At 61.4% G+C, this 17,857-nt stretch carries 22 protein-coding genes; 9 read left to right on the forward strand and 13 right to left on the reverse strand.

Features of this window, described 5'->3' with window-relative positions:
* Positions 1-74 precede the first annotated feature (74 nt).
* On the forward strand, positions 75-1,958 hold the full coding sequence (locus FHL16_RS21455) for a TonB-dependent receptor domain-containing protein (protein WP_077749230.1): 1,884 nt from the start codon (positions 75-77) through the stop codon (positions 1,956-1,958).
* Positions 1,959-2,063: 105 nt separating this feature from the next.
* Here FHL16_RS21455 and FHL16_RS21460 read toward each other — a convergent pair whose 3' ends face one another.
* From FHL16_RS21460 to nrdR, 12 genes are all read right to left on the reverse strand, one after another.
* Entirely contained in the window at positions 2,064-2,864 is an 801-nt protein-coding gene (locus tag FHL16_RS21460; RefSeq protein WP_077749231.1) for a cobalamin-binding protein, read from the reverse strand.
* A complete protein-coding gene (locus tag FHL16_RS21465) occupies positions 2,864-3,283 on the reverse strand; it encodes an MFS transporter (RefSeq protein WP_077749232.1) in 420 nt (139 codons plus the stop codon). The genes FHL16_RS21460 and FHL16_RS21465 overlap by 1 nt, the downstream gene beginning before the upstream one ends.
* The gene (gene ribA / locus FHL16_RS21470) at positions 3,280-3,897 is read right to left on the reverse strand and encodes a GTP cyclohydrolase II (protein ID WP_027924335.1); all 618 of its coding nucleotides are present in this window, start codon (positions 3,895-3,897) and stop codon (positions 3,280-3,282) included. The genes FHL16_RS21465 and ribA overlap by 4 nt, the downstream gene beginning before the upstream one ends.
* A gap of 251 nt (positions 3,898-4,148) precedes the next feature.
* Positions 4,149-4,886 carry a substrate-binding periplasmic protein gene (locus FHL16_RS21475; RefSeq protein WP_077749233.1) on the reverse strand — a complete coding sequence of 246 codons (738 nt, stop codon included), beginning with the start codon at positions 4,884-4,886 and terminating at the stop codon, positions 4,149-4,151.
* Positions 4,887-4,908: 22 nt separating this feature from the next.
* Positions 4,909-5,412 (reverse strand): phosphatidylglycerophosphatase A family protein, encoded by a 504-nt coding sequence (locus FHL16_RS21480; protein WP_008033735.1) that lies wholly within the window; start codon positions 5,410-5,412, stop codon positions 4,909-4,911.
* Complete coding sequence (gene thiL / locus FHL16_RS21485; RefSeq protein WP_077749234.1) at positions 5,409-6,374, reverse strand: thiamine-phosphate kinase; 966 nt, start codon at positions 6,372-6,374, stop codon at positions 5,409-5,411. The genes FHL16_RS21480 and thiL overlap by 4 nt, the downstream gene beginning before the upstream one ends.
* Before the next feature lie 21 nt (positions 6,375-6,395).
* Positions 6,396-6,896 (reverse strand): transcription antitermination factor NusB, encoded by a 501-nt coding sequence (gene nusB / locus FHL16_RS21490; protein WP_077749235.1) that lies wholly within the window; start codon positions 6,894-6,896, stop codon positions 6,396-6,398.
* Entirely contained in the window at positions 6,893-7,369 is a 477-nt protein-coding gene (gene ribH, locus FHL16_RS21495) for a 6,7-dimethyl-8-ribityllumazine synthase (RefSeq protein WP_003185938.1), read from the reverse strand. The genes nusB and ribH overlap by 4 nt, the downstream gene beginning before the upstream one ends.
* Before the next feature lie 91 nt (positions 7,370-7,460).
* Positions 7,461-8,552: a bifunctional 3,4-dihydroxy-2-butanone-4-phosphate synthase/GTP cyclohydrolase II gene (ribBA, locus tag FHL16_RS21500; RefSeq protein ID WP_010467323.1), complete on the reverse strand. Its 1,092-nt coding sequence runs from the start codon at positions 8,550-8,552 to the stop codon at positions 7,461-7,463.
* A gap of 16 nt (positions 8,553-8,568) precedes the next feature.
* The gene (locus FHL16_RS21505; protein ID WP_010467322.1) at positions 8,569-9,231 is read right to left on the reverse strand and encodes a riboflavin synthase; all 663 of its coding nucleotides are present in this window, start codon (positions 9,229-9,231) and stop codon (positions 8,569-8,571) included.
* A gap of 46 nt (positions 9,232-9,277) precedes the next feature.
* On the reverse strand, positions 9,278-10,411 hold the full coding sequence (ribD, locus tag FHL16_RS21510) for a bifunctional diaminohydroxyphosphoribosylaminopyrimidine deaminase/5-amino-6-(5-phosphoribosylamino)uracil reductase RibD (protein WP_077749236.1): 1,134 nt from the start codon (positions 10,409-10,411) through the stop codon (positions 9,278-9,280).
* Positions 10,408-10,872, reverse strand: a complete 465-nt coding sequence (gene nrdR / locus FHL16_RS21515; protein WP_003228656.1) for a transcriptional regulator NrdR — start codon at positions 10,870-10,872, stop codon at positions 10,408-10,410. Before nrdR ends, ribD begins: the two co-directional genes overlap by 4 nt.
* Before the next feature lie 128 nt (positions 10,873-11,000).
* Here nrdR and FHL16_RS21520 point away from each other — a divergent pair, with 128 nt between their 5' ends.
* From FHL16_RS21520 to trxA, 3 genes are all read left to right on the forward strand, one after another.
* On the forward strand, positions 11,001-11,465 hold the full coding sequence (locus FHL16_RS21520; protein WP_042932997.1) for a YbaY family lipoprotein: 465 nt from the start codon (positions 11,001-11,003) through the stop codon (positions 11,463-11,465).
* The gene (locus tag FHL16_RS21525; protein ID WP_077749237.1) at positions 11,462-12,118 is read left to right on the forward strand and encodes a class I SAM-dependent methyltransferase; all 657 of its coding nucleotides are present in this window, start codon (positions 11,462-11,464) and stop codon (positions 12,116-12,118) included. Before FHL16_RS21520 ends, FHL16_RS21525 begins: the two co-directional genes overlap by 4 nt.
* Before the next feature lie 186 nt (positions 12,119-12,304).
* Positions 12,305-13,177 carry a thioredoxin gene (trxA, locus tag FHL16_RS21530; RefSeq protein ID WP_077749238.1) on the forward strand — a complete coding sequence of 291 codons (873 nt, stop codon included), beginning with the start codon at positions 12,305-12,307 and terminating at the stop codon, positions 13,175-13,177.
* Here trxA and FHL16_RS21535 read toward each other — a convergent pair.
* Positions 13,174-13,521, reverse strand: a complete 348-nt coding sequence (locus tag FHL16_RS21535; protein WP_010467317.1) for a hypothetical protein — start codon at positions 13,519-13,521, stop codon at positions 13,174-13,176. The genes trxA and FHL16_RS21535 overlap by 4 nt on opposite strands.
* Before the next feature lie 135 nt (positions 13,522-13,656).
* Between FHL16_RS21535 and FHL16_RS21540 the strand changes: the two genes are divergently transcribed.
* From FHL16_RS21540 to FHL16_RS21560, 5 genes are all read left to right on the forward strand, one after another.
* Positions 13,657-14,235 (forward strand): DUF2796 domain-containing protein, encoded by a 579-nt coding sequence (locus tag FHL16_RS21540; RefSeq protein WP_077749239.1) that lies wholly within the window; start codon positions 13,657-13,659, stop codon positions 14,233-14,235.
* A gap of 164 nt (positions 14,236-14,399) precedes the next feature.
* The gene (locus tag FHL16_RS21545; RefSeq protein ID WP_077749240.1) at positions 14,400-15,110 is read left to right on the forward strand and encodes an ABC transporter ATP-binding protein; all 711 of its coding nucleotides are present in this window, start codon (positions 14,400-14,402) and stop codon (positions 15,108-15,110) included.
* A 1-nt stretch (position 15,111) separates the two neighbouring features.
* Positions 15,112-16,377 (forward strand): ABC transporter permease, encoded by a 1,266-nt coding sequence (locus FHL16_RS21550; protein ID WP_077749241.1) that lies wholly within the window; start codon positions 15,112-15,114, stop codon positions 16,375-16,377.
* Between the two features lie 11 nt (positions 16,378-16,388).
* Positions 16,389-16,901 carry a DUF3299 domain-containing protein gene (locus FHL16_RS21555; RefSeq protein WP_042932995.1) on the forward strand — a complete coding sequence of 171 codons (513 nt, stop codon included), beginning with the start codon at positions 16,389-16,391 and terminating at the stop codon, positions 16,899-16,901.
* Between the two features lie 221 nt (positions 16,902-17,122).
* The gene (locus FHL16_RS21560; RefSeq protein ID WP_010467312.1) at positions 17,123-17,821 is read left to right on the forward strand and encodes an OmpW/AlkL family protein; all 699 of its coding nucleotides are present in this window, start codon (positions 17,123-17,125) and stop codon (positions 17,819-17,821) included.
* The last annotated feature ends 36 nt before the right edge of the window (positions 17,822-17,857 follow it).

Below are 17,857 nucleotides of genomic sequence, written 5' to 3' on the forward strand. Positions count from 1 at the left end.
GCAGGCTCGCTCCCACATTGGTTTTCTGTGCCTTTCAAAATTTGTGTTCGCTTTAAAGCGCCAACGGATTACCGATGAAACTCTCCCCCCTCGCCCTGACGCTGACCCTGCTGCCGGCCGGCCAACTCCTGGCCGACACCTTCGAACGCGATCAAGCCCTGAAACTCCCTGAAGTGCTGATCAGCGCCAACCGTCAGGTCGAAGCGCGTAACGACAGCAGCGCCGCCAACACCGTTTTCACCCGCGACGACATCGACCGCCTGCAACCGGGCAGCGTCACGGACTTGCTGAGTCGTGTACCCGGTGTGCAAGTCGTGCAAACCGGCGGGCGCGGCAGTCTGCCGGGGATCTACATTCGCGGCACCCAGTCAGCGCAGAGCCTGGTGCTGGTGGACGGCCAACGCATCGGCAACTCAACCTCCGGCGACAGCAACCTGCAACACATCAACATCGACCAGGTCGAGCGCGTGGAAGTGCTACGCGGCTCCCGTTCGGTGATTTATGGCAGTGATGCGATTGGCGGCGTGATCCAGATTTTCACTCGCCGTGGTGGCGAACAAGGCCTGCAACCACGTATGCACATGGGGTTTGGCAGCCATCAGACCTGGGAGCGCAGCCTCGGATTATCCGGTGGCGATGAGAAAACCCGCTTCAACCTCGGCGCCAGCCTCGATGAAACCGCCGGGATCAACCGCACCCACGAGTCCTATCCCAGCGACGGAGATCATGACGAATACCGCAACAAATCGGTCAGTCTGAGCCTGAGCCATGCCCTCACCGACGACATCGAAATCGGCGCCAACCTGCTGGATAACCGCGGCAAAAGCGAGTTCGACAATCCATTCGGGCGCTTCGACACGACGACCTTCGAATCGCTCCAGCAGCAGCCTTACAGCGACTTTGCCGTGAGCAGCATCAGCAGCTATGTCGATGCCCGGGTCAACGACATCTGGAAAACCCGCGTCGAATTCGGTCACAGCGAAAACCGCGAGAAGACCCTCGACAAACTCAGCGATGAACGCAGCGTGTTCAACACGTACCGTGATTCGGTGAACTGGCAGAACGACCTGACGCTCAATGAGCGCAACAGCCTGATTCTCGGCGCCGACTGGTACGAAGACCGGATCAACAGCAGCACCCCGTTCGACGAGGACAGCCGCTGGAACCGCGCAGCGTTTATCCAGCATCGCTACCAGGCGGACAGTTTCTCCACGGAACTGGGTCTGCGCCGGGACCAGAACCAGCAGTTTGGCGGCCAGAACAGCTGGAGCGGCACCTTCACCCTGCCGCTGAACCCGGACAACGACGTATTACTGACCTACAGCGAAGGTTTCCGCGCACCGACCTTCAATGACTTGTACTACCCGGATTTCAGCAACCCGGACCTCAAGCCTGAAACCTCGAAAAGCTACGAGCTGCAATGGCGCAGTCAGTTGACCGAGACCAGTCGTCTCGAAACGTCGCTTTATCGCACGGACCTTGAAGACGCGATTATTTTTGGCAGCAACTCACGGCCACAGAACGTGGCTTCGGCTCGGATCAACGGGTTCGAAGCGGCTCTGAAACAAGAACTGTTCGGCTGGCAGAGCAACCTCGGCGTGGCGATCATCGACCCAAGGGATCGCGACAGCGGCCATACCCTGGCCCGTCGTGCGCGGCGCACCTTGAGCCTGGACCTGGATCGTCAGTTCGACCGGTTCGGCCTCGGCGCCAGCTGGCAAGCGGTGAGCAGCAGCTATGACGACTTGAACAATCAACAGCCGTTGGGTGGCTATGCCCTGCTGGGGTTGCGCAGCAGCTGGGAATTGAATCGCGAGGTCAAGCTTGAGCTGAAAGTCGATAACCTGCTGGACAAGGGCTATAGCCGGGCGTTGTACACCCATGATGGCAGTCAGTATGGGTATCGCGAGGAAGGTCGGGCGTGGATGTTTGGGGTGACCTGGACGCCTGGACTCTGAATGTATGGTGTTCGGGCGGGCCTCTTCGCGGGCAAGCCTCGCTCCTACAAGGATCACCCCGGACCTGTAGGAGCGAGGCTTGCCCGCGAAGGACGCACCTTGGTCTTAGCGGTCGGGCGCGATGACCTGGCAAAGTTTGGACGTCGCCTCGATCATCTGCCCACTCGGCCGCTCCAACCCCTTGTCCGTCACCAACAGCAACCGCCCCTGCGCCACCGCCGCCACCTGCGGCCAGGCTTTCCACGCCTCCAGCTGCGCCTGATCACTGACCAGAATCACGTCGGGATTACGCTGCAACACCGCCTCGACGCTGACCTGCGGCGCCGGCAATGTCAGGTCGGCGAATACATTGCGCGCCCCGCACACCTCCAGCGCATCACTGATGATCTGCCCGCCGCCAACGGTGTACAGCGGCCGATCCCACACCTGATAAAACACCCGCAACGGTTGATCCCGGCGATATCGCTGGCGCAGCACATCCAGGCGCTGGCGTAATTGCGCGGCCAATGAAACGCCACGCTCAGACCGACCGAGTTGCGTGGCAATCGCTTCGATCTGCGCAGTCAGTTGTTCGAGGTTGTGGGGTTCGGCGACATACGTAGGGATGTTCAGGCGCTTGAGTTGTTCACGCTGGGCCGGGCCAACGCTGCCGGGCCAGAGCAGAAGTAAATCGGGTTTCAGGCTGAGCAACTGCTCCATATCCAACTGGCCATAGCGGCCAACCGATGGAAGCCCGTTGAGTTCGGCAGGACGTTCACCGGCATCCAGCACGCCGACCAGAAGGTCCGCGGAGCCCAGTTCGACAACGATTTCAGACAGAGACGGCGCGAGGCTGACAACGCGCTCAACAGCGCAGGCCATGCCGCTGCCGGCCAGCAGCATCAGCGCCAGCCAGAAGCGATACATCAGCCGAGTTGACGCGGGATACGGTAGAGGTAGAACAGCACGGTGGTCGACAGCGCCAGCAGCACCAACGGCACCGCTTCAAGGCCGACGAACACCGCCAACGCGCCGATCCAGGCCGGCAGGCTCGCAACCAGCAACGCCGTGCGGCGCTTGGCGGCCAGGGTAATCCAGGCGGCGGGTTCTTCCGGGGTGTCGAGGGCTTTCTGGGTGGCGATCAATGCGTGCTTGTAGCCACCAAAAAACTTCAGGCTGACAAACATCGAGGCGACACCAGCGATGAAAAACGGCATCGCCAGCACCGGCAGGAGCGCCTCGCCCTGGCCGAACACACCATTGATCACGAACAGGGGCAGCAGGGCCAGAGCCAGGTATTGCCACCAGTTGAAGGACAATCGCCGCCGTACTTGACCGCGCGTCACGCCCGGTCTGCCTCGCCCTGATGCTCGTTGCCCATCATGTGGTCGAGCTTGCTGGCCTTGGTGGCCAGGTAGAGTTTGTTGTGCGGATTGTGACCGGTGTGCAGCGGCACACGCTCGGCGACCACGATGCCCATGTCGGTCAAGGCTTTGACCTTGCGCGGATTGTTGGTCATCAGGCGCAGGGATTTCACGCCCAGGTGTTCCAGCATCGGCAGGCACATGGCGTAGTCACGCTGGTCGGCGGCAAAGCCCAGACGCTCGTTGGCTTCAACGGTGTCGGCACCGCCATCCTGCAACTCATAGGCGCGGATCTTGTTCAGCAAGCCGATGCCACGGCCTTCCTGGCGCAGGTAAAGCAACACGCCACGACCTTCACGGGCGATGGCCTGCAAGGCGGCCTCAAGCTGCGAGCCGCAGTCGCAACGCTGGCTGAACAAGGCGTCGCCGGTCAGGCATTCGGAGTGCAACCGACCCAGTACCGGAGCACCGTCGGCGAACTCACCCAGGCTCAGCACCACGTGCTCGCGCCCGTTCTCTTCATCGAGAAAGCCGTGCATGGTGAATTGCGCAAAAGGCGTTGGCAGCTTGGAAGCGGCGACAAAAACGACAGGCACCGGTGTGCTCCTGATCAATGAGTACTGGAGTTTCGCAGAGGCGGCATTGTAACAGCAGGTTCCTACAGACGCTTAGGCTGAATTATGGGGCATAACGATCAAAAAGTTAGATCTCAGGTCCGTCCAAGCACCCTGTGGGAGTGAGCCTGCTCGCGACAGCAGTGTGTCGGAACACCGATCTTTAACAGATAGTCGCCATCGCGAGCAGGCTCACGCCCACAGGAAATCATCAGTGCCACAGGGACTTGTGTTCATTTCGAATCGAACGGATAGGGTTGTTTCCAGCGTTCGAAGATCGGTTTCAACCGGCCGCTTTTCACCAGCAACTCCATGCGCTCATCGAACAGCGCCATCAACGTCCGAGCCTTGGGCGTATCGGCGAAGCACAGGTACAGCGGCAATTCCGCGATGTGGGTGCGACGAAACTGCGAAGAATCCTTGGCCCACTTGAGGACATAGTCGACTTCGGTCAGCGCATCGATGTAGTAGTCGGCGCGGTTGTGGGTCAGCATCGACAGAATCCCGGTGCGCCGGATGACTTCGTTATAGCGCTGCACGTTGGGCAGGTAATCCTGGTAGTCGTAGCCACGGACCCAGGCCAGTCGATAGTTGCCCAGCGTCTCCAGGGTCGGTGCCGGATTGCTCGCCAGGCCCAGGGCGTAGATGTGATCGGTATCGAAGTTCCAGCGCGGATAAAGCAGATCGCTGTTTTCGTCGCGGTAGGAGCCGACACAGGCATCCACTTCGCGGAGTTGCGCCAGGCCTACGGAGCGGGTGTAAGGCTCGGTGCGGATGTCCAGTTTTACACCGGCCGGCTCGAACACTTCCCGCAGCACGTCCCAACCCAGGCCATGACCGTCAGCGGCGGTGTAGTCTTCCCAGTCTTCGCTGGCCAGATGAATCACGGACGGCGTCGTCGTGGCATCGCCCGCTCGGACGATCGAGCAAAACATGGCGAACACCATCACAACCCACCAGCGCCGAGCCATCCCTAGTCCCCTGTCTCGCCCGTCAGGCGAAAATCCACACCAGCCCTTGCATGGCCAACCACGCAAACACGCCTGCCAATACGTCATCGAGCATGATCCCGACGCCACCGTGCACATGCCGGTCGATCCAGTGAATCGGCCAGGGCTTGAGAATGTCGAAGAAGCGGAACACCAGGAACCCCGCCAGCAACCAGTACCAGCCTTCCGGCACCAGCCACAGGGTGATCCACATCCCGACCATTTCGTCCCAGACGATGCCTTCGTGATCGTGCACCCGCAAATCGTCGGCAACCTTGCCGCACAGCCAGAAGCCGAACAGCATGGTGATGCCGAGCATCAGCCAGTAACCCCAGTCGGGCAGCATCTGCCACAACGGGATAAAGGGTAGCGCAACTAACGAACCCCAGGTGCCCGGTGCCTTTGGCAAGGTGCCCGAGCCGAAGCCGAACGCCAGGAAATGCCAGGGATTGCGCCAGACCGAAGGCGGTACGAATTCCGCCGGGACCTGTTTGGGATGATCTGTCACGGTGTCTCCCGAAAATGTTGATAGCCCCGGGTTTGCGGGGTGATGTCCTGTCCATCGGCGTCCAGCAGTACCACGCCCTGCCCGGCCTCTACCCTGCCGATCACATGGATCGGCCAGCCGGCGGCCAGCAACGCGGGCAACTCGACGGACGGTAGGGTGAAGGCCAGCACGTAATCGTCCCCGCCGCTCAACGCTGCCGCTTCGGCACCCGATTGGCCGAGGAAGGCCACTAAAGCGTTCGACAGCGGCAATCGGTCCCGTTCAACTTGAATGCCGACCTTCGACGCCAGGGCAATATGCCCGCAGTCAGCGAGCAGGCCGTCGGAGATATCCAGCGCCGACGTGGCTTTGCCGCGTAGTGCCTGGCCCAACGCCAGCTGCGGCCGCGGCGACCAGTAATGGGCCAGCAATGGATCAGCGATGGCGGCGTCAGCCGTCCGCTGCCCCAGCACCAGCGGCAAGGCACCCGCTGCATTACCCAACTCACCGCCCACGCAGAGCAAATCGCCGGGCTGCGCACCGCTGCGGGTCAACGCCTTGCCGGCCGGCACACGACCAAACACGGTCATGGTCAGGCTCAGCGGCCCGCGCGTGGTATCACCGCCCACCAGCGCCACGCCACAGTGCTGCGCCATGACGTTCAAACCACGGGCGTAAGCGTCCAGCCAATCGACGGTCACCGTCGGCAAGGTCAGGGCAAGGGTAAAGGCAACGGGGGTGGCGCCCATGGCGGCCAGATCACTGACGGCCACAGCCAGCGAACGCTGACCGAGCAGAAAAGGGTCGCAAGGCTCTGCGAAATGCACGCCGGTAACCAGCGTGTCGGTGGAAATGGCCAACTGCTCCCCGGGGGGAACAGCGAGCAAGGCGCAGTCATCACCGATCCCGAGGGCAACGCCTTCGCCGCCTTGCGCACAAGGCGCGGCGGCGAAGAAATTGCGGATCAGCTCAAACTCGCCCATGTGGCAGCTATCAAGCGCCGATTAGCGCTTGAACGCCTTCACTTCAGCTTCACGCAGACGCGGGGCCAGCTTGTCGAGTACGCCGTTGACGAATTTGTGGCCATCGGTGGAACCGAAGACTTTCGCCAGCTCGATACCTTCGTTGATCACAACGCGGTACGGCACATCGACGCGCTTGAGCAGTTCCCAGGTCGACAGGCGCAGAACAGCCAGTTCAACCGGGTCCAGCTCTTCGATGGTGATGTCCAGGCACGGCGTCAGTGCAGCGTCGATTTCAGGCTTGTTGGCCGGAACGCCGTGCAGGATGTCGTGGAAGTACGCGGCATCGACATCGCTGAAATCGTTATCGACCCGAAACTGCGCTTCGATCTCGTTCAGCGACTGCTTGGCCATGTGCCATTGGTACAGCGCTTGGGTCGCGAGCTGACGGGCTTCGCGACGCTTGACGCTTTTCGATGGCTTGCCGGCATCCGCAGGCTTTGGATCGCGCGGGTTGAAACGATCACTTTCGTCGCTAATCACTTGGCCTCCAACTGCGCCAGCAGGCTGACCATTTCCAGAGCGGACAGGGCAGCTTCGGCGCCTTTGTTACCGGCCTTGGTGCCGGAACGTTCGATGGCTTGCTCGATGGAATCAACGGTCAGCACGCCAAATGCGACTGGAACGCCAAACTCCATGGACACCTGGGCCAGGCCCTTGGTGCATTCGCCAGCCACGTATTCGAAATGCGGAGTACCGCCACGAATGACCGCGCCCAGGGCGATGATTGCCGCGTACTCGCCCTTCTGAGCGACTTTCTGCGCAACCAGCGGGATTTCGAAGGCGCCAGGCGCGCGGATGATGGTGATGTCGCTTTCGCTCACGCCGTGGCGAACCAGGGCATCAACTGCACCGCTGACCAGGCTTTCAACGACGAAGCTGTTGAAGCGGCCCACTACCAGAGCGTAGCGGCCTTTAGGGGCGATGAAGGTACCTTCGATGGTCTTCAGGGTCATTCGTTAGATCTCTTAAAGAGCCGGGACGCGTTTTCTACGCATCCCTCGGTGATGTGTTAGCCGCGAATCAAGGACTGGAAACAACCGGTCATTATTCGGAGGGCACGTATTCTACAACTTCCAGATCGAAACCGGATATCGCATTAAATTTCATTGGCGCAGACATCAAGCGCATTTTGCGCACGCCCAGGTCCCGGAGGATCTGCGAACCGGCACCGACGATGCTGTAGGTGGTCGGTTTTTTCACGATGGCCTGATCCGCGGTTTCACGGATGTGCGCCAGCAATACGTCGCCATCGAGCGGGTGACCGAGCAACAGCACCACGCCGCTGCCGGCCTCGGCCACCGCAGCCATGGCGGCGCGCAGGCTCCAGCGGCCCGGTTGCTTGACCATCAACAGGTCGCGCAGCGGGTCCATGTTGTGTACGCGAACCAGGGTCGGTTCTTCGGCGCACACGGTGCCCAGGGTCAGGGCCATGTGCACGTCACCTTCCACGGAATCACGATAGGTCACCAGGTTGAACTGGCCCAGTTCGCTGTCCAAAGGCTGCTCGGCAATCCGCTGAACGGTACGTTCGTGGATCATCCGGTAGTGAATCAGGTCGGCAATGGTGCCGATCTTGATGTTGTGTTCGGCCGCGAAGGCTTCGAGCTCGGTGCGACGGGACATGGTGCCGTCGTCGTTCATCACTTCGCAGATCACGCCGCTTGGCTCGAAACCGGCCATGCGCGCCAGGTCGCACGCCGCTTCGGTGTGGCCAGCGCGGGCCAGGGTACCGCCGGCCTGGGCCATCAGCGGGAAAATGTGGCCGGGGCTGACGATGTCTTCAGCCTTGGCGTCTTTCGCCGCAGCCGCTTGCACGGTGCGTGCGCGGTCGGCAGCGGAAATACCGGTGGTCACGCCTTCGGCCGCTTCGATGGACACGGTGAACTTGGTGCCGAAGCCGGAACCGTTGCGCGGCGCCATCAAGGGCAGCTTGAGCAGCTCGCAACGCTCGCGGCTCATCGGCATGCAGATCAGGCCACGGGCGTGCTTGGCCATGAAGTTGATGTGTTCGGCCTTGCAGCACTCGGCGGCCATGATCAGGTCGCCTTCGTTCTCGCGGTCTTCGTCATCCATGAGGATGACCATCTTGCCTTGGCGGATGTCTTCAACCAGTTCTTCGATGCTATTGAGCGCCACAAGGCACCCCCTTGGGTCAGGATTTGAGGTAGCCGTTGGCGGCCAGAAAGCTTTCGGTGATGTTTCCGGAGGTTGGCTCTGCGGCCTTGTCGCCCAGCAACAGGCGCTCCAGATAACGTGCCAGCAAGTCAACTTCAAGGTTTACCCGGCGACCTGGCTGGTATGACGCCATGATGGTTTCGCTCAGGGTGTGCGGAATGATCGTCAGCATGAACTCGGCGCCATCGACCGCGTTCACGGTCAGGCTGGTGCCGTCGACGGTGATCGAACCTTTATGGGCAATGTACTTGGCCAGGTCTTTCGGCGCACGGATGCGGAATTCCACGGCGCGCGCATTCTCGGTACGGGAAACCACTTCACCCACGCCATCGACGTGACCGCTGACCAGGTGCCCGCCGAGGCGAGTGGTCGGGGTCAGGGCTTTTTCCAGGTTCACCGGGCTGCCGCTTTTCAGGTCGTTCATGGCGGTGCAGTCGAGGGTTTCGCGACTGACGTCCGCCGCAAAGCCGTTACCCGGCAGCTCAACCGCCGTCAGGCACACGCCGTTGACCGCGATGCTGTCGCCCAGTTTGACGTCGCTCAAATCAAGCTTGCCAGTTTCTACGTGGACCCGCACATCACCGCCTTTTGGGGTCAATGCACGAATACTGCCGATGGATTCGATGATGCCGGTAAACATGGAGTTCTCCTCGAGAACAGGGCCGTCGCGTGGCGCAGGCCGGGAATTATACGCTCGCCGCTGGCGCAGGAATGGCGATGACTCGCCAGTCATCGCCAACCGCGCGAATTTCGGTGATTTTGAGCTCAGGCGCATCCTTCATTTGCGCGATCGGCCAGTCCAGCAGCGGCCGAGCCGAGGAGCCGAGGAACTTGCCGGCGATGAAAATCTGGAACTCATCCACCAGACCTTGCTGGGCAAAAGCCCCGGCCAGACGCGGGCCTGCCTCAACCAACACTTCGTTGACCCCGCGTGCAGCGAGTTCGACCAGCAATTTTCGCAGGTCAACCAAACCATCGTCGCCCGCCACGATCAGGCATTCCGGGCCGTTCGCGTACTGCTCTTCAATCGCCATGCAGGTGGCGACCAATGCCGGCCCGGCCTTGAAAAACGGTGCATCCAGCGGCACTCGCAGACGGCCGTCGATCAGCACGCGCAGCGGCGGACGGCTCATGGCCTGGGCCGTTTGCTCGGCGTCCAGGCCCAGCTCATCGGCACGCACGGTCAAGCGGGCGTTGTCCGCCAGCACCGTGTCGGCGCCGGTCAGCACCACGCTGGCCTGCGCCCGCAGGCGTTGCACCGCCGAACGTGCGGCCGGGCCGGTGATCCATTGGCTCTCGCCGCTTTCCATCGCCGTGCGACCGTCCAGGCTCATGGCCAACTTGACCCGCACGAACGGCAAGCCGTGTTCCATGCGTTTGAGGAAGCCTTGATTAAGCTTGCGCGCCTCGCCTTCCAGCACGCCACTTTCGATGGCGATGCCGGCCTGGGCCAGGCGCTGCAGGCCGCGACCGGCCACCGACGGGTTCGGGTCTTGCATCGCTGCGACAACCCGGGCGAGGCCGGCATTCACCAGCGCATCGGCGCAAGGCGGCGTGTGGCCGTGGTGGCTGCACGGTTCGAGGGTCACGTAAGCGGTGGCACCTCGGGCCTTGTCGCCTGCGGCACGCAGGGCGTGGACTTCAGCGTGGGGCTCGCCAGTGCGCACATGCCAGCCTTCGCCGACAATCTGCCCGTCACGCACGATCACGCAGCCAACGCGAGGGTTGGGGTGTGTCGTGTAATGGCCTTTGCGCGCCAGTTCCAGGGCGCGAGCCATGTAATGGGCGTCGAGGATGGCTTGTTCGGGGGACGTGGTCATTCTTTCACCGGCTCACGGGCCAGGCGATCAATCTCTTCCCGGAACTCGTTGAGGTCCTGGAAGCGCCGATACACGGAGGCGAAACGAATGTAGGCGACTTCGTCGAGCTTTTGCAGCTCGGCCATCACCAGTTCACCGACCACGAGGGATTTGACCTCGCGCTCGCCGGTGGCGCGCAGTTTGTGTTTGATATGCACCAGCGACGATTCGAGGCGCTCGACACTCACCGGGCGCTTCTCCAGCGCACGCTGCATGCCCGCGCGAAGTTTTTCTTCATCGAAGGGCTGACGGCTACCGTCGGTTTTGATCAGGCGCGGCAACACCAGTTCGGCGGTCTCGAACGTCGTGAAACGCTCGCCGCAGGCCAGGCATTCACGCCGGCGGCGCACCTGTTCGCCCTCGGCGACCAGACGCGAGTCGATGACCTTGGTGTCGTTGGCACCGCAGAAGGGACAGTGCATGGTGGCAGGCAACAAAAAAAGGGAGGGCCATGGTAGCGCATCCCCGTGGCAAGACAAGACATAGGGTTTACGGTATACAGACTGGCTATAGAGCTTGATCCATGGATTTCACCTTGCTGGAGCCGCAAATGTCCCTAAGACCACTCGTATTGCTCAGTGTTTTCAGCCTGCTGGTGGCCTGCAGCAGCGATGCGCCCAAGCCCCAGCCGCCAACACCAGGGCCAGCCCCACAGGCCGCGCAGAAAAAAGCCAAGGAGTCCGCCAACCTCGGCCCGCTGCCCGCCTATCAGCGTGAATTGAGCGGCACCCTGCAAGGCATACCGGCCGGCGCCGAAGTTGAACTGGCGCTGCTGGTGATCGATGCCCAGGACCGCCCGCAACAATTGCTCGCCAGTTCGAGCCTGATCGGCACCAATCAGCTTCTGCCGTTTCACCTGCGCTTCAACCCGGAATCGTTCCCTGCCGGCGTTCGCGTTGAATTGCGCGGTCGCGCCAGCCAGTCCGGCCAGTTGATTTTGCACCTGCCTTCGCAGGTCATTACCCAGCCGACGACCCAGGCCTTGGGTCAGCTGCAATTCGTCAAAGCCCCATGATTGCACCGCTCGACCTGCAACGGGCGTTGGGTGAATTGCTCGGTGATGCGCAGCTTGTGCCTGTTGCGTTGCCCGATACCGAGCTGAAACTCTGGCTGATCGACGGCGATAACATGGACCGCGCGTTCAGCCCGGAAGAAACCCGGCGGATTCTGCATGAACCGCCCTACTGGAGTTTCTGCTGGGCCAGCGGCCTGGCGGTTGCCCGCTATCTCGCCGCATTCCCTGAATGGGTCGAAGGCAAGCGGGTGCTGGATTTCGGTGCTGGCTCCGGGGTGGCGGGGATTGCGGCAGTAAAGGCCGGCGCGCTGGAAGTGGTGGCCTGTGACCTCGACCCGCTGGCGATTGCCGCGTGTCGGGCGAATGCCGAACTCAATGGCGTACACCTCAACTACTCGACGGATTTTTTCGCCGAAGCGGATCGGTTTGATCTGATTCTGGTGGCCGACGTTTTGTATGACCGGGCTAACCTGCCGTTGCTTGATGAGTTTTTGAGCCGGGGCCAGGAAGCGTTGGTGGCGGATTCGCGGGTGAGAGATTTCAGGCATCCGCTCTATCAACGTATCGAAATGCTGGAAGCGATGACCCTGCCGGATCTGGCCGAGCCTGAAGAGTTTCGGCATGTGAGCCTCTACCACGCGCGGCGCGGCTAAAAGCTTCGCGAGCAAGCTTCGCTCCTACAGGTTCGGCGTCGGTCTTCAAATCGGCGTGGGCCTGTAGGAACGAGCGGTGCGACGATCCGACTTGCCCGCGAAAGCGCCCTGTCAGACCGCCCACACTTTCAGCGATACCCTGCCAAGCCTTATAGTTGCCCCATTCACGCTTTTACGAGATCCCCCATGAGTCAGGAAACGCCGTACATCTTCGACGCCACGACCGCCGATTTCGACCAGTCGGTGATCGAGAACTCTTTCCACAAACCGGTGCTGGTGGATTTCTGGGCCGAATGGTGTGCGCCGTGCAAATCGCTGATGCCGCTGCTGCAAACCATTGCCGAGAGCTACCAGGGCGAATTGCTGCTGGCCAAGGTCAACTGCGATCTCGAACAGGACATCGTCGCCCGCTTCGGCATTCGCAGCCTGCCGACCGTGGTGTTGTTCAAGGACGGTCAGCCAGTGGACGGTTTTGCCGGTGCGCAGCCTGAGTCCGCCGTGCGGGCGATGCTTGAGCCTCATGTGCAAATGCCGCCACCCGCAGCGGCCGATCCATTCGAACACGCCCAGGCCCTGTTCGACGACAGCCGTTTCGCCGATGCCGAAGCCGCGCTCAAAGTGCTGCTGGGCGAAGACAACACCAACGCTGCCGCCTTGATCCTCTACGCCCGTTGCCTGACGGAACGGGGCGAACTGGGCGAAGCGCAAACCGTGCTCGACGCAGTGAAAAGCGACGAGCACAAAGCGGCACTGGCCGGCGCCAAGGCGCAAATCCAGTTCCTTGGCCAAGCCAAGGATTTGCCGGATGCCGCAGACCTGAAAGCGCGCCTGGCGAAAAACCCGCAGGACGATGAAGCGGTGTATCAACTGGCGATCCAGCAACTGGCCCGCCAGCAGTACGACGCCGCGCTGGATGCGCTGCTGAAGCTGTTCGTCCGCAATCGCAGCTACAGCGAAGGCTTGCCGCACAAGACCTTGCTGCAGGTGTTCGAACTGCTGGGCAATGATCACCCGTTGGTGACCACCTACCGCCGCAAGTTGTTTGCTGCGCTTTATTAACCTGCGTTGATCCAGCTATAGAGCGGCGTATCCCCGCCGCTCGACACCTTCACATCCGCGCAATGACGCAAACGCACCAGCAAGCGCTTGCCCGACGCCGCGCTGCCGGTCAGTCCTTCCAACTGATCCAGCAGATCCGGCCCGCTCAATTGCCCGGCCTTGCGCAGCAAATCCTTGGCGATTTGCCACAGCGCATCATCCTGATTCACCGGCTTGGCCGGGGCGTCACTGGCCTCAGGCTTGACCACCTGCAACTGCGCACCAAGCCGCGCCCAATCGCCGTCGTCCATCTCCAGCGTCAAATCCACCGGCCAGTCGCCGATGCTTCCGCGTATACGCAACATAAGTCTGCTCCTGCACATTTCTGACGAGCATGCTCCCATGTGACTTGCGCAACGCCAAGCAGACGGTCAAACTCCCCCGCACTTTCGTTATAAGATTACATAACAAACTCTTCATTTTACTTTCGGAGACCCGCCATGCGCCGTCTGCTGCTCGCTCTGCCGTTCGCCCTGTTGCCGCTGACCGTCGCCCACGCGGCTGAAGAACATGATCATGACCATGAACACGGCAGCCTCAGCGCCCACGAACATGGCGTCGCTCGCCTGAATGCAGCGCTGGACGGTCAGACCCTGGAGCTGGAGCTGGAAAGCCCGGCGATGAACCTGGTGGGCTTCGAACACGCTGCCACCACTGACGCCGACAAGGCCAAAGTGGCCGCCGCTCGTGCGCAGCTTGAGAAACCGTTGGCACTGTTCAACCTGCCGAAAGCCGCCGGTTGCGTAGTGGCGACCCAGGAACTGGAAAGCCCGTTGTTCGGTGACAAGCCGGATGCTGATGACGATCACGATGCCAAAGACGAACATCATCACGACCACAGCGAAATCCACGCCCATTACCAATTCACCTGCTCAGCCCCGGGCGCGCTGAAAACCCTGGACCTGGCCAATATCTTCAATACTTTCCCAGCCACTCAGAAGATTCAGGTACAGCTGATCAGCCCGAGCGGGCAGCAAGGGGTTGAAGTGACGGCCAAGGCTGCCGCTCTCAAGTTCTGAATTCACCACCGCCCCTGTAGGAGCGAGGCTTGCCCGCGAAGGCATCTAATAGTCAACATCTCTGTTGAATGAGATGGCCTCTTCGCGGGCAAGCCTCGCGCCTACAGGGATCGGTGTTGGATGTGACATTGAGACAAGTACCCAAAACCCATGAAATCGGCGCTATGACCCAAGCACTCATCGAACTGTCCGACCTGGGCTTCAGCTGGCCCGGTCACCCGCCGCTGCTGGACATCCCGGCGTTTCGCCTGGAGCCCGGCGAAACCCTGTTCCTCAAAGGCCCCAGCGGTAGTGGCAAGACCACCCTGCTTGGCCTGCTTGGGGGCGTTCAGAAACCCGATCGCGGCAGCATCCGCCTGCTGGGCCAGGAGCTGACCGAACTCGGCGCCGGCGCGCGTGACCGCTTTCGCGTCGATCACACCGGCTATATCTTCCAGCAGTTCAACCTGCTGCCGTTTCTCTCGGTGCGCGAGAACGTCGAGTTGCCCTGCCACTTTTCCAAACTGCGCGCCGAGCGGGCGAAACAGCGCCACGGCAGCGTCGACCAGGCCGCCGCCACTTTGCTGGCTCACTTGGGTCTGAAGGATGAAAGCCTCCTCAGCCGCCGCGCCGATTCGCTGTCCATCGGCCAGCAGCAACGGGTCGCCGCCGCGCGCGCGTTGATTGGTCAGCCGGAGCTGGTGATCGCCGACGAACCGACCTCGGCCCTGGACTACGACGCTCGCGAAAACTTCATTCGCCTGCTGTTCGCCGAATGCCGTGAAGCCGGCTCGAGCCTGTTGTTTGTCAGCCATGACCAGAGTCTCGCGCCGCTGTTCGATCGCCACCTGTCGCTGGCCGATCTCAATCGCGCCGCCACCCCGTCCGAGGTCTGAGATGTATTTGTTTCGTCTAGCCATGGCCAGTCTGGCTAACCGTCGCTTCACCGCGATCCTCACCGCGTTCGCCATCGCCCTGTCGGTCTGCCTGCTGCTGGCCGTGGAGCGGGTACGCACCGAGGCCAAGGCCAGTTTCGCCAGCACCATCAGCGGCACCGACCTGATCGTCGGCGCGCGTTCCGGTTCGGTGAACCTGTTGCTGTACTCGGTGTTCCGCATCGGCAACGCCACCAACAACATTCGTTGGGACAGCTTCGAACACTTCGCCAACAACCCGAAAGTGAAGTGGGCGATCCCGATGTCCCTCGGCGATTCCCATCGCGGTTATCGCGTGATGGGCACCACCGAGGCGTACTTCGAGCACTACCAATACGGCCATCAACAGCACCTCGAAGTGGCCGATGGCCGCGCCTTCGCCAGCGATCCGTTCGAAGTGGTGCTCGGCGCCGAAGTGGCCGATGCGCTGCATTACAAACTCGGCGACAAACTGGTTCTGGCCCACGGCGTGGCAGTGATCAGCCTGGTCAAGCACGACGACAAACCGTTCACCGTAGTCGGCATTCTCAAACGCACCGGCACCCCGGTGGACCGCACGCTGCACATCAGCCTCGGCGGCATGGAAGCGATTCACGTCGACTGGCACAACGGCGTGCCGGCCCAGGGCAAAGGCCGGATCAGCGCCGATCAGGCACGCAACATGGACCTGACGCCACAAGCGATCACCGCCTTCATGCTCGGCCTCAACAGCAAGATTTCGACGTTCGCCGTGCAGCGCGAGATCAACGAATTCCGTGGCGAGCCGATGTTGGCGATCCTCCCCGGTGTGGCGCTGCAAGAGCTGTGGAGTTTGATGAGCACGGCGGAAAAAGCCTTGTTCGTGGTGTCGCTGTTTGTGGTGCTGACCGGTTTGATCGGCATGCTCACGGCGATTCTCACCAGCCTCAACGAACGACGGCGCGAGATGGCGATTCTGCGCTCGGTCGGCGCCCGGCCCTGGCACATTGCGACGTTGCTGGTGCTGGAGGCGTTTGCCTTGGCGCTGGCCGGCGTAATGGCCGGGCTGGGGCTTTTGTATGTGGGCATCGCCCTGGCCCAAGGCTATGTGCAAGCCAATTACGGTTTGTACCTGCCACTCGCCTGGCCCAGCGAGTATGAATGGACGCTGCTCGGTGGCATCCTGATCGCCGCGTTGCTGATGGGCAGCGTGCCGGCGTGGCGCGCGTATCGCCAATCCCTGGCCGATGGCCTGTCGATCCGACTATGAGGACGTTAATGATGCCCCGCGCTCTGCTTGCGCTGTTGATGCTGGTCGCCCTGCCGCTGTGGGCGGCCGAGCCGAAAGAGCTGACCTGGTCGGAAATGATCCCGCCGGACGCCGCACCGGAAGTGCCGAACATGACACCGCTGCACGACCTGTCGCAGATGAGCAGCGCGCTGGAATCGGCGCCCGCCGCCAGACAAGACATGCCCAATGCACCTGTGGTGAAAAACCTCGACGGGCAGAACATTCGCTTGCCGGGTTACATCGTGCCGCTGGAAGTGAGCGAGGAAGGTCGCACCACGGAGTTTTTGCTGGTGCCGTATTTCGGCGCCTGCATCCATGTGCCGCCACCGCCGTCGAACCAGATCGTGCACGTGAAAAGCGAAGTGGGCGTGAAGCTGGATGAGCTGTATCAGCCGTACTGGATCGAGGGCGCGTTGCAGGTCAAAGCGTCGACCAGCGAGTTGGCGGACGCGGGGTATCAAATGGAGGCGGACAAGATTTACGTGTATGAATTGCCGGAGTGAATCCGGCGATTCTGTATTGCTTGATCGATAGCTATCGCGAGCAGGCTTGCTACCACAGGGGATCACCTAATCTCTGTGGGAGCGAGCCTGCTCGCGATGAGGCCATCTGCCGCACCACAAAAACAAGGCCATCACTGTTTCATTGAGCTGAGTCAAAAGACCGTATCAGACGCCTCCGTACCATTGGACATCGAATATTTTTAACGTCCTTTGGAGCTCCTATGCACAAGTCCTTGCTCAGCGCTTCGCTGTTTGCCGTCGCGCTCGCAGCCCCGCTCGCTTACGCCCACGAAGCCGGTGACATCCTGGTTCGTGCCGGTGCAATCACCGTCAACCCGAAAGCCGACAGCTCCAGCGTCAAGGTCGATCAAGGCCCTCTGGCCGGCGCCGACCTGGGTGGCAAGGCGACCATGAGCAGCGACACGCAACTGGGTCTGAACTTCGCTTACATGATCGACAGCCACTGGGGGATCGAACTGCTCGCCGCCTCGCCATTCGAGCATGACGTGAAGATCAAAGGCACCGCCCTGGGCGCAGCCAACGGCAAACTCGGCACCCTGAAACACCTGCCGCCAACCCTGAGCGTTGTGTACTACCCACTGGACGCGAAGTCTGTATTCCAGCCATATGTCGGCGCCGGCATCAACTACACCTGGATCTACGACGAGCACGTCGGCAGCGAAGCACAAGCCAACGGCTTCAGCAATTTCAAGGCGGATAACTCTTGGGGCATGGCGTTTCAGGTTGGTGCTGACTATATGATCACCGACAACATCATGCTCAACGCCCAGGTGCGCTACATCGACATCGACACCACGGCGACCGTGGAAAACAACGCCGTGGCGCCGGGCACTCGTGCCAAGGTCGATGTGGACGTCGACCCGTTCATTTACATGGTTGGCCTGGGTTACAAGTTCTAAACCCACGCACAAAAAAAAGGCGCCTCGAAAGGCGCC

The organism is Pseudomonas sp. FSL W5-0299 (genome assembly GCF_005930655.1).
Lineage (GTDB): Bacteria > Pseudomonadota > Gammaproteobacteria > Pseudomonadales > Pseudomonadaceae > Aquipseudomonas > Aquipseudomonas mandelii.

What these genes read in the sequence shown, in the direction of transcription:
- ribH (WP_003185938.1), bottom strand. Translation starts at nt 7,369, where the DNA reads ATGACCCTGAAGACCATCGAAGGTACCTTCATCGCCCCTAAAGGCCGC.
- FHL16_RS21525 (WP_077749237.1), top strand. Translation starts at nt 11,462, where the DNA reads ATGATTGCACCGCTCGACCTGCAACGGGCGTTGGGTGAATTGCTCGGT.
- FHL16_RS21520 (WP_042932997.1), top strand. Translation starts at nt 11,001, where the DNA reads ATGTCCCTAAGACCACTCGTATTGCTCAGTGTTTTCAGCCTGCTGGTG.
- thiL (WP_077749234.1), bottom strand. Translation starts at nt 6,374, where the DNA reads ATGGGCGAGTTTGAGCTGATCCGCAATTTCTTCGCCGCCGCGCCTTGT.
- FHL16_RS21540 (WP_077749239.1), top strand. Translation starts at nt 13,657, where the DNA reads ATGCGCCGTCTGCTGCTCGCTCTGCCGTTCGCCCTGTTGCCGCTGACC.
- FHL16_RS21455 (WP_077749230.1), top strand. Translation starts at nt 75, where the DNA reads ATGAAACTCTCCCCCCTCGCCCTGACGCTGACCCTGCTGCCGGCCGGC.
- trxA (WP_077749238.1), top strand. Translation starts at nt 12,305, where the DNA reads ATGAGTCAGGAAACGCCGTACATCTTCGACGCCACGACCGCCGATTTC.
- FHL16_RS21560 (WP_010467312.1), top strand. Translation starts at nt 17,123, where the DNA reads ATGCACAAGTCCTTGCTCAGCGCTTCGCTGTTTGCCGTCGCGCTCGCA.
- FHL16_RS21550 (WP_077749241.1), top strand. Translation starts at nt 15,112, where the DNA reads ATGTATTTGTTTCGTCTAGCCATGGCCAGTCTGGCTAACCGTCGCTTC.
- nrdR (WP_003228656.1), bottom strand. Translation starts at nt 10,872, where the DNA reads ATGCACTGTCCCTTCTGCGGTGCCAACGACACCAAGGTCATCGACTCG.
- FHL16_RS21460 (WP_077749231.1), bottom strand. Translation starts at nt 2,864, where the DNA reads ATGTATCGCTTCTGGCTGGCGCTGATGCTGCTGGCCGGCAGCGGCATG.
- FHL16_RS21475 (WP_077749233.1), bottom strand. Translation starts at nt 4,886, where the DNA reads ATGGCTCGGCGCTGGTGGGTTGTGATGGTGTTCGCCATGTTTTGCTCG.
- FHL16_RS21505 (WP_010467322.1), bottom strand. Translation starts at nt 9,231, where the DNA reads ATGTTTACCGGCATCATCGAATCCATCGGCAGTATTCGTGCATTGACC.
- FHL16_RS21555 (WP_042932995.1), top strand. Translation starts at nt 16,389, where the DNA reads ATGCCCCGCGCTCTGCTTGCGCTGTTGATGCTGGTCGCCCTGCCGCTG.
- FHL16_RS21535 (WP_010467317.1), bottom strand. Translation starts at nt 13,521, where the DNA reads ATGTTGCGTATACGCGGAAGCATCGGCGACTGGCCGGTGGATTTGACG.
- ribD (WP_077749236.1), bottom strand. Translation starts at nt 10,411, where the DNA reads ATGACCACGTCCCCCGAACAAGCCATCCTCGACGCCCATTACATGGCT.
- FHL16_RS21545 (WP_077749240.1), top strand. Translation starts at nt 14,400, where the DNA reads ATGACCCAAGCACTCATCGAACTGTCCGACCTGGGCTTCAGCTGGCCC.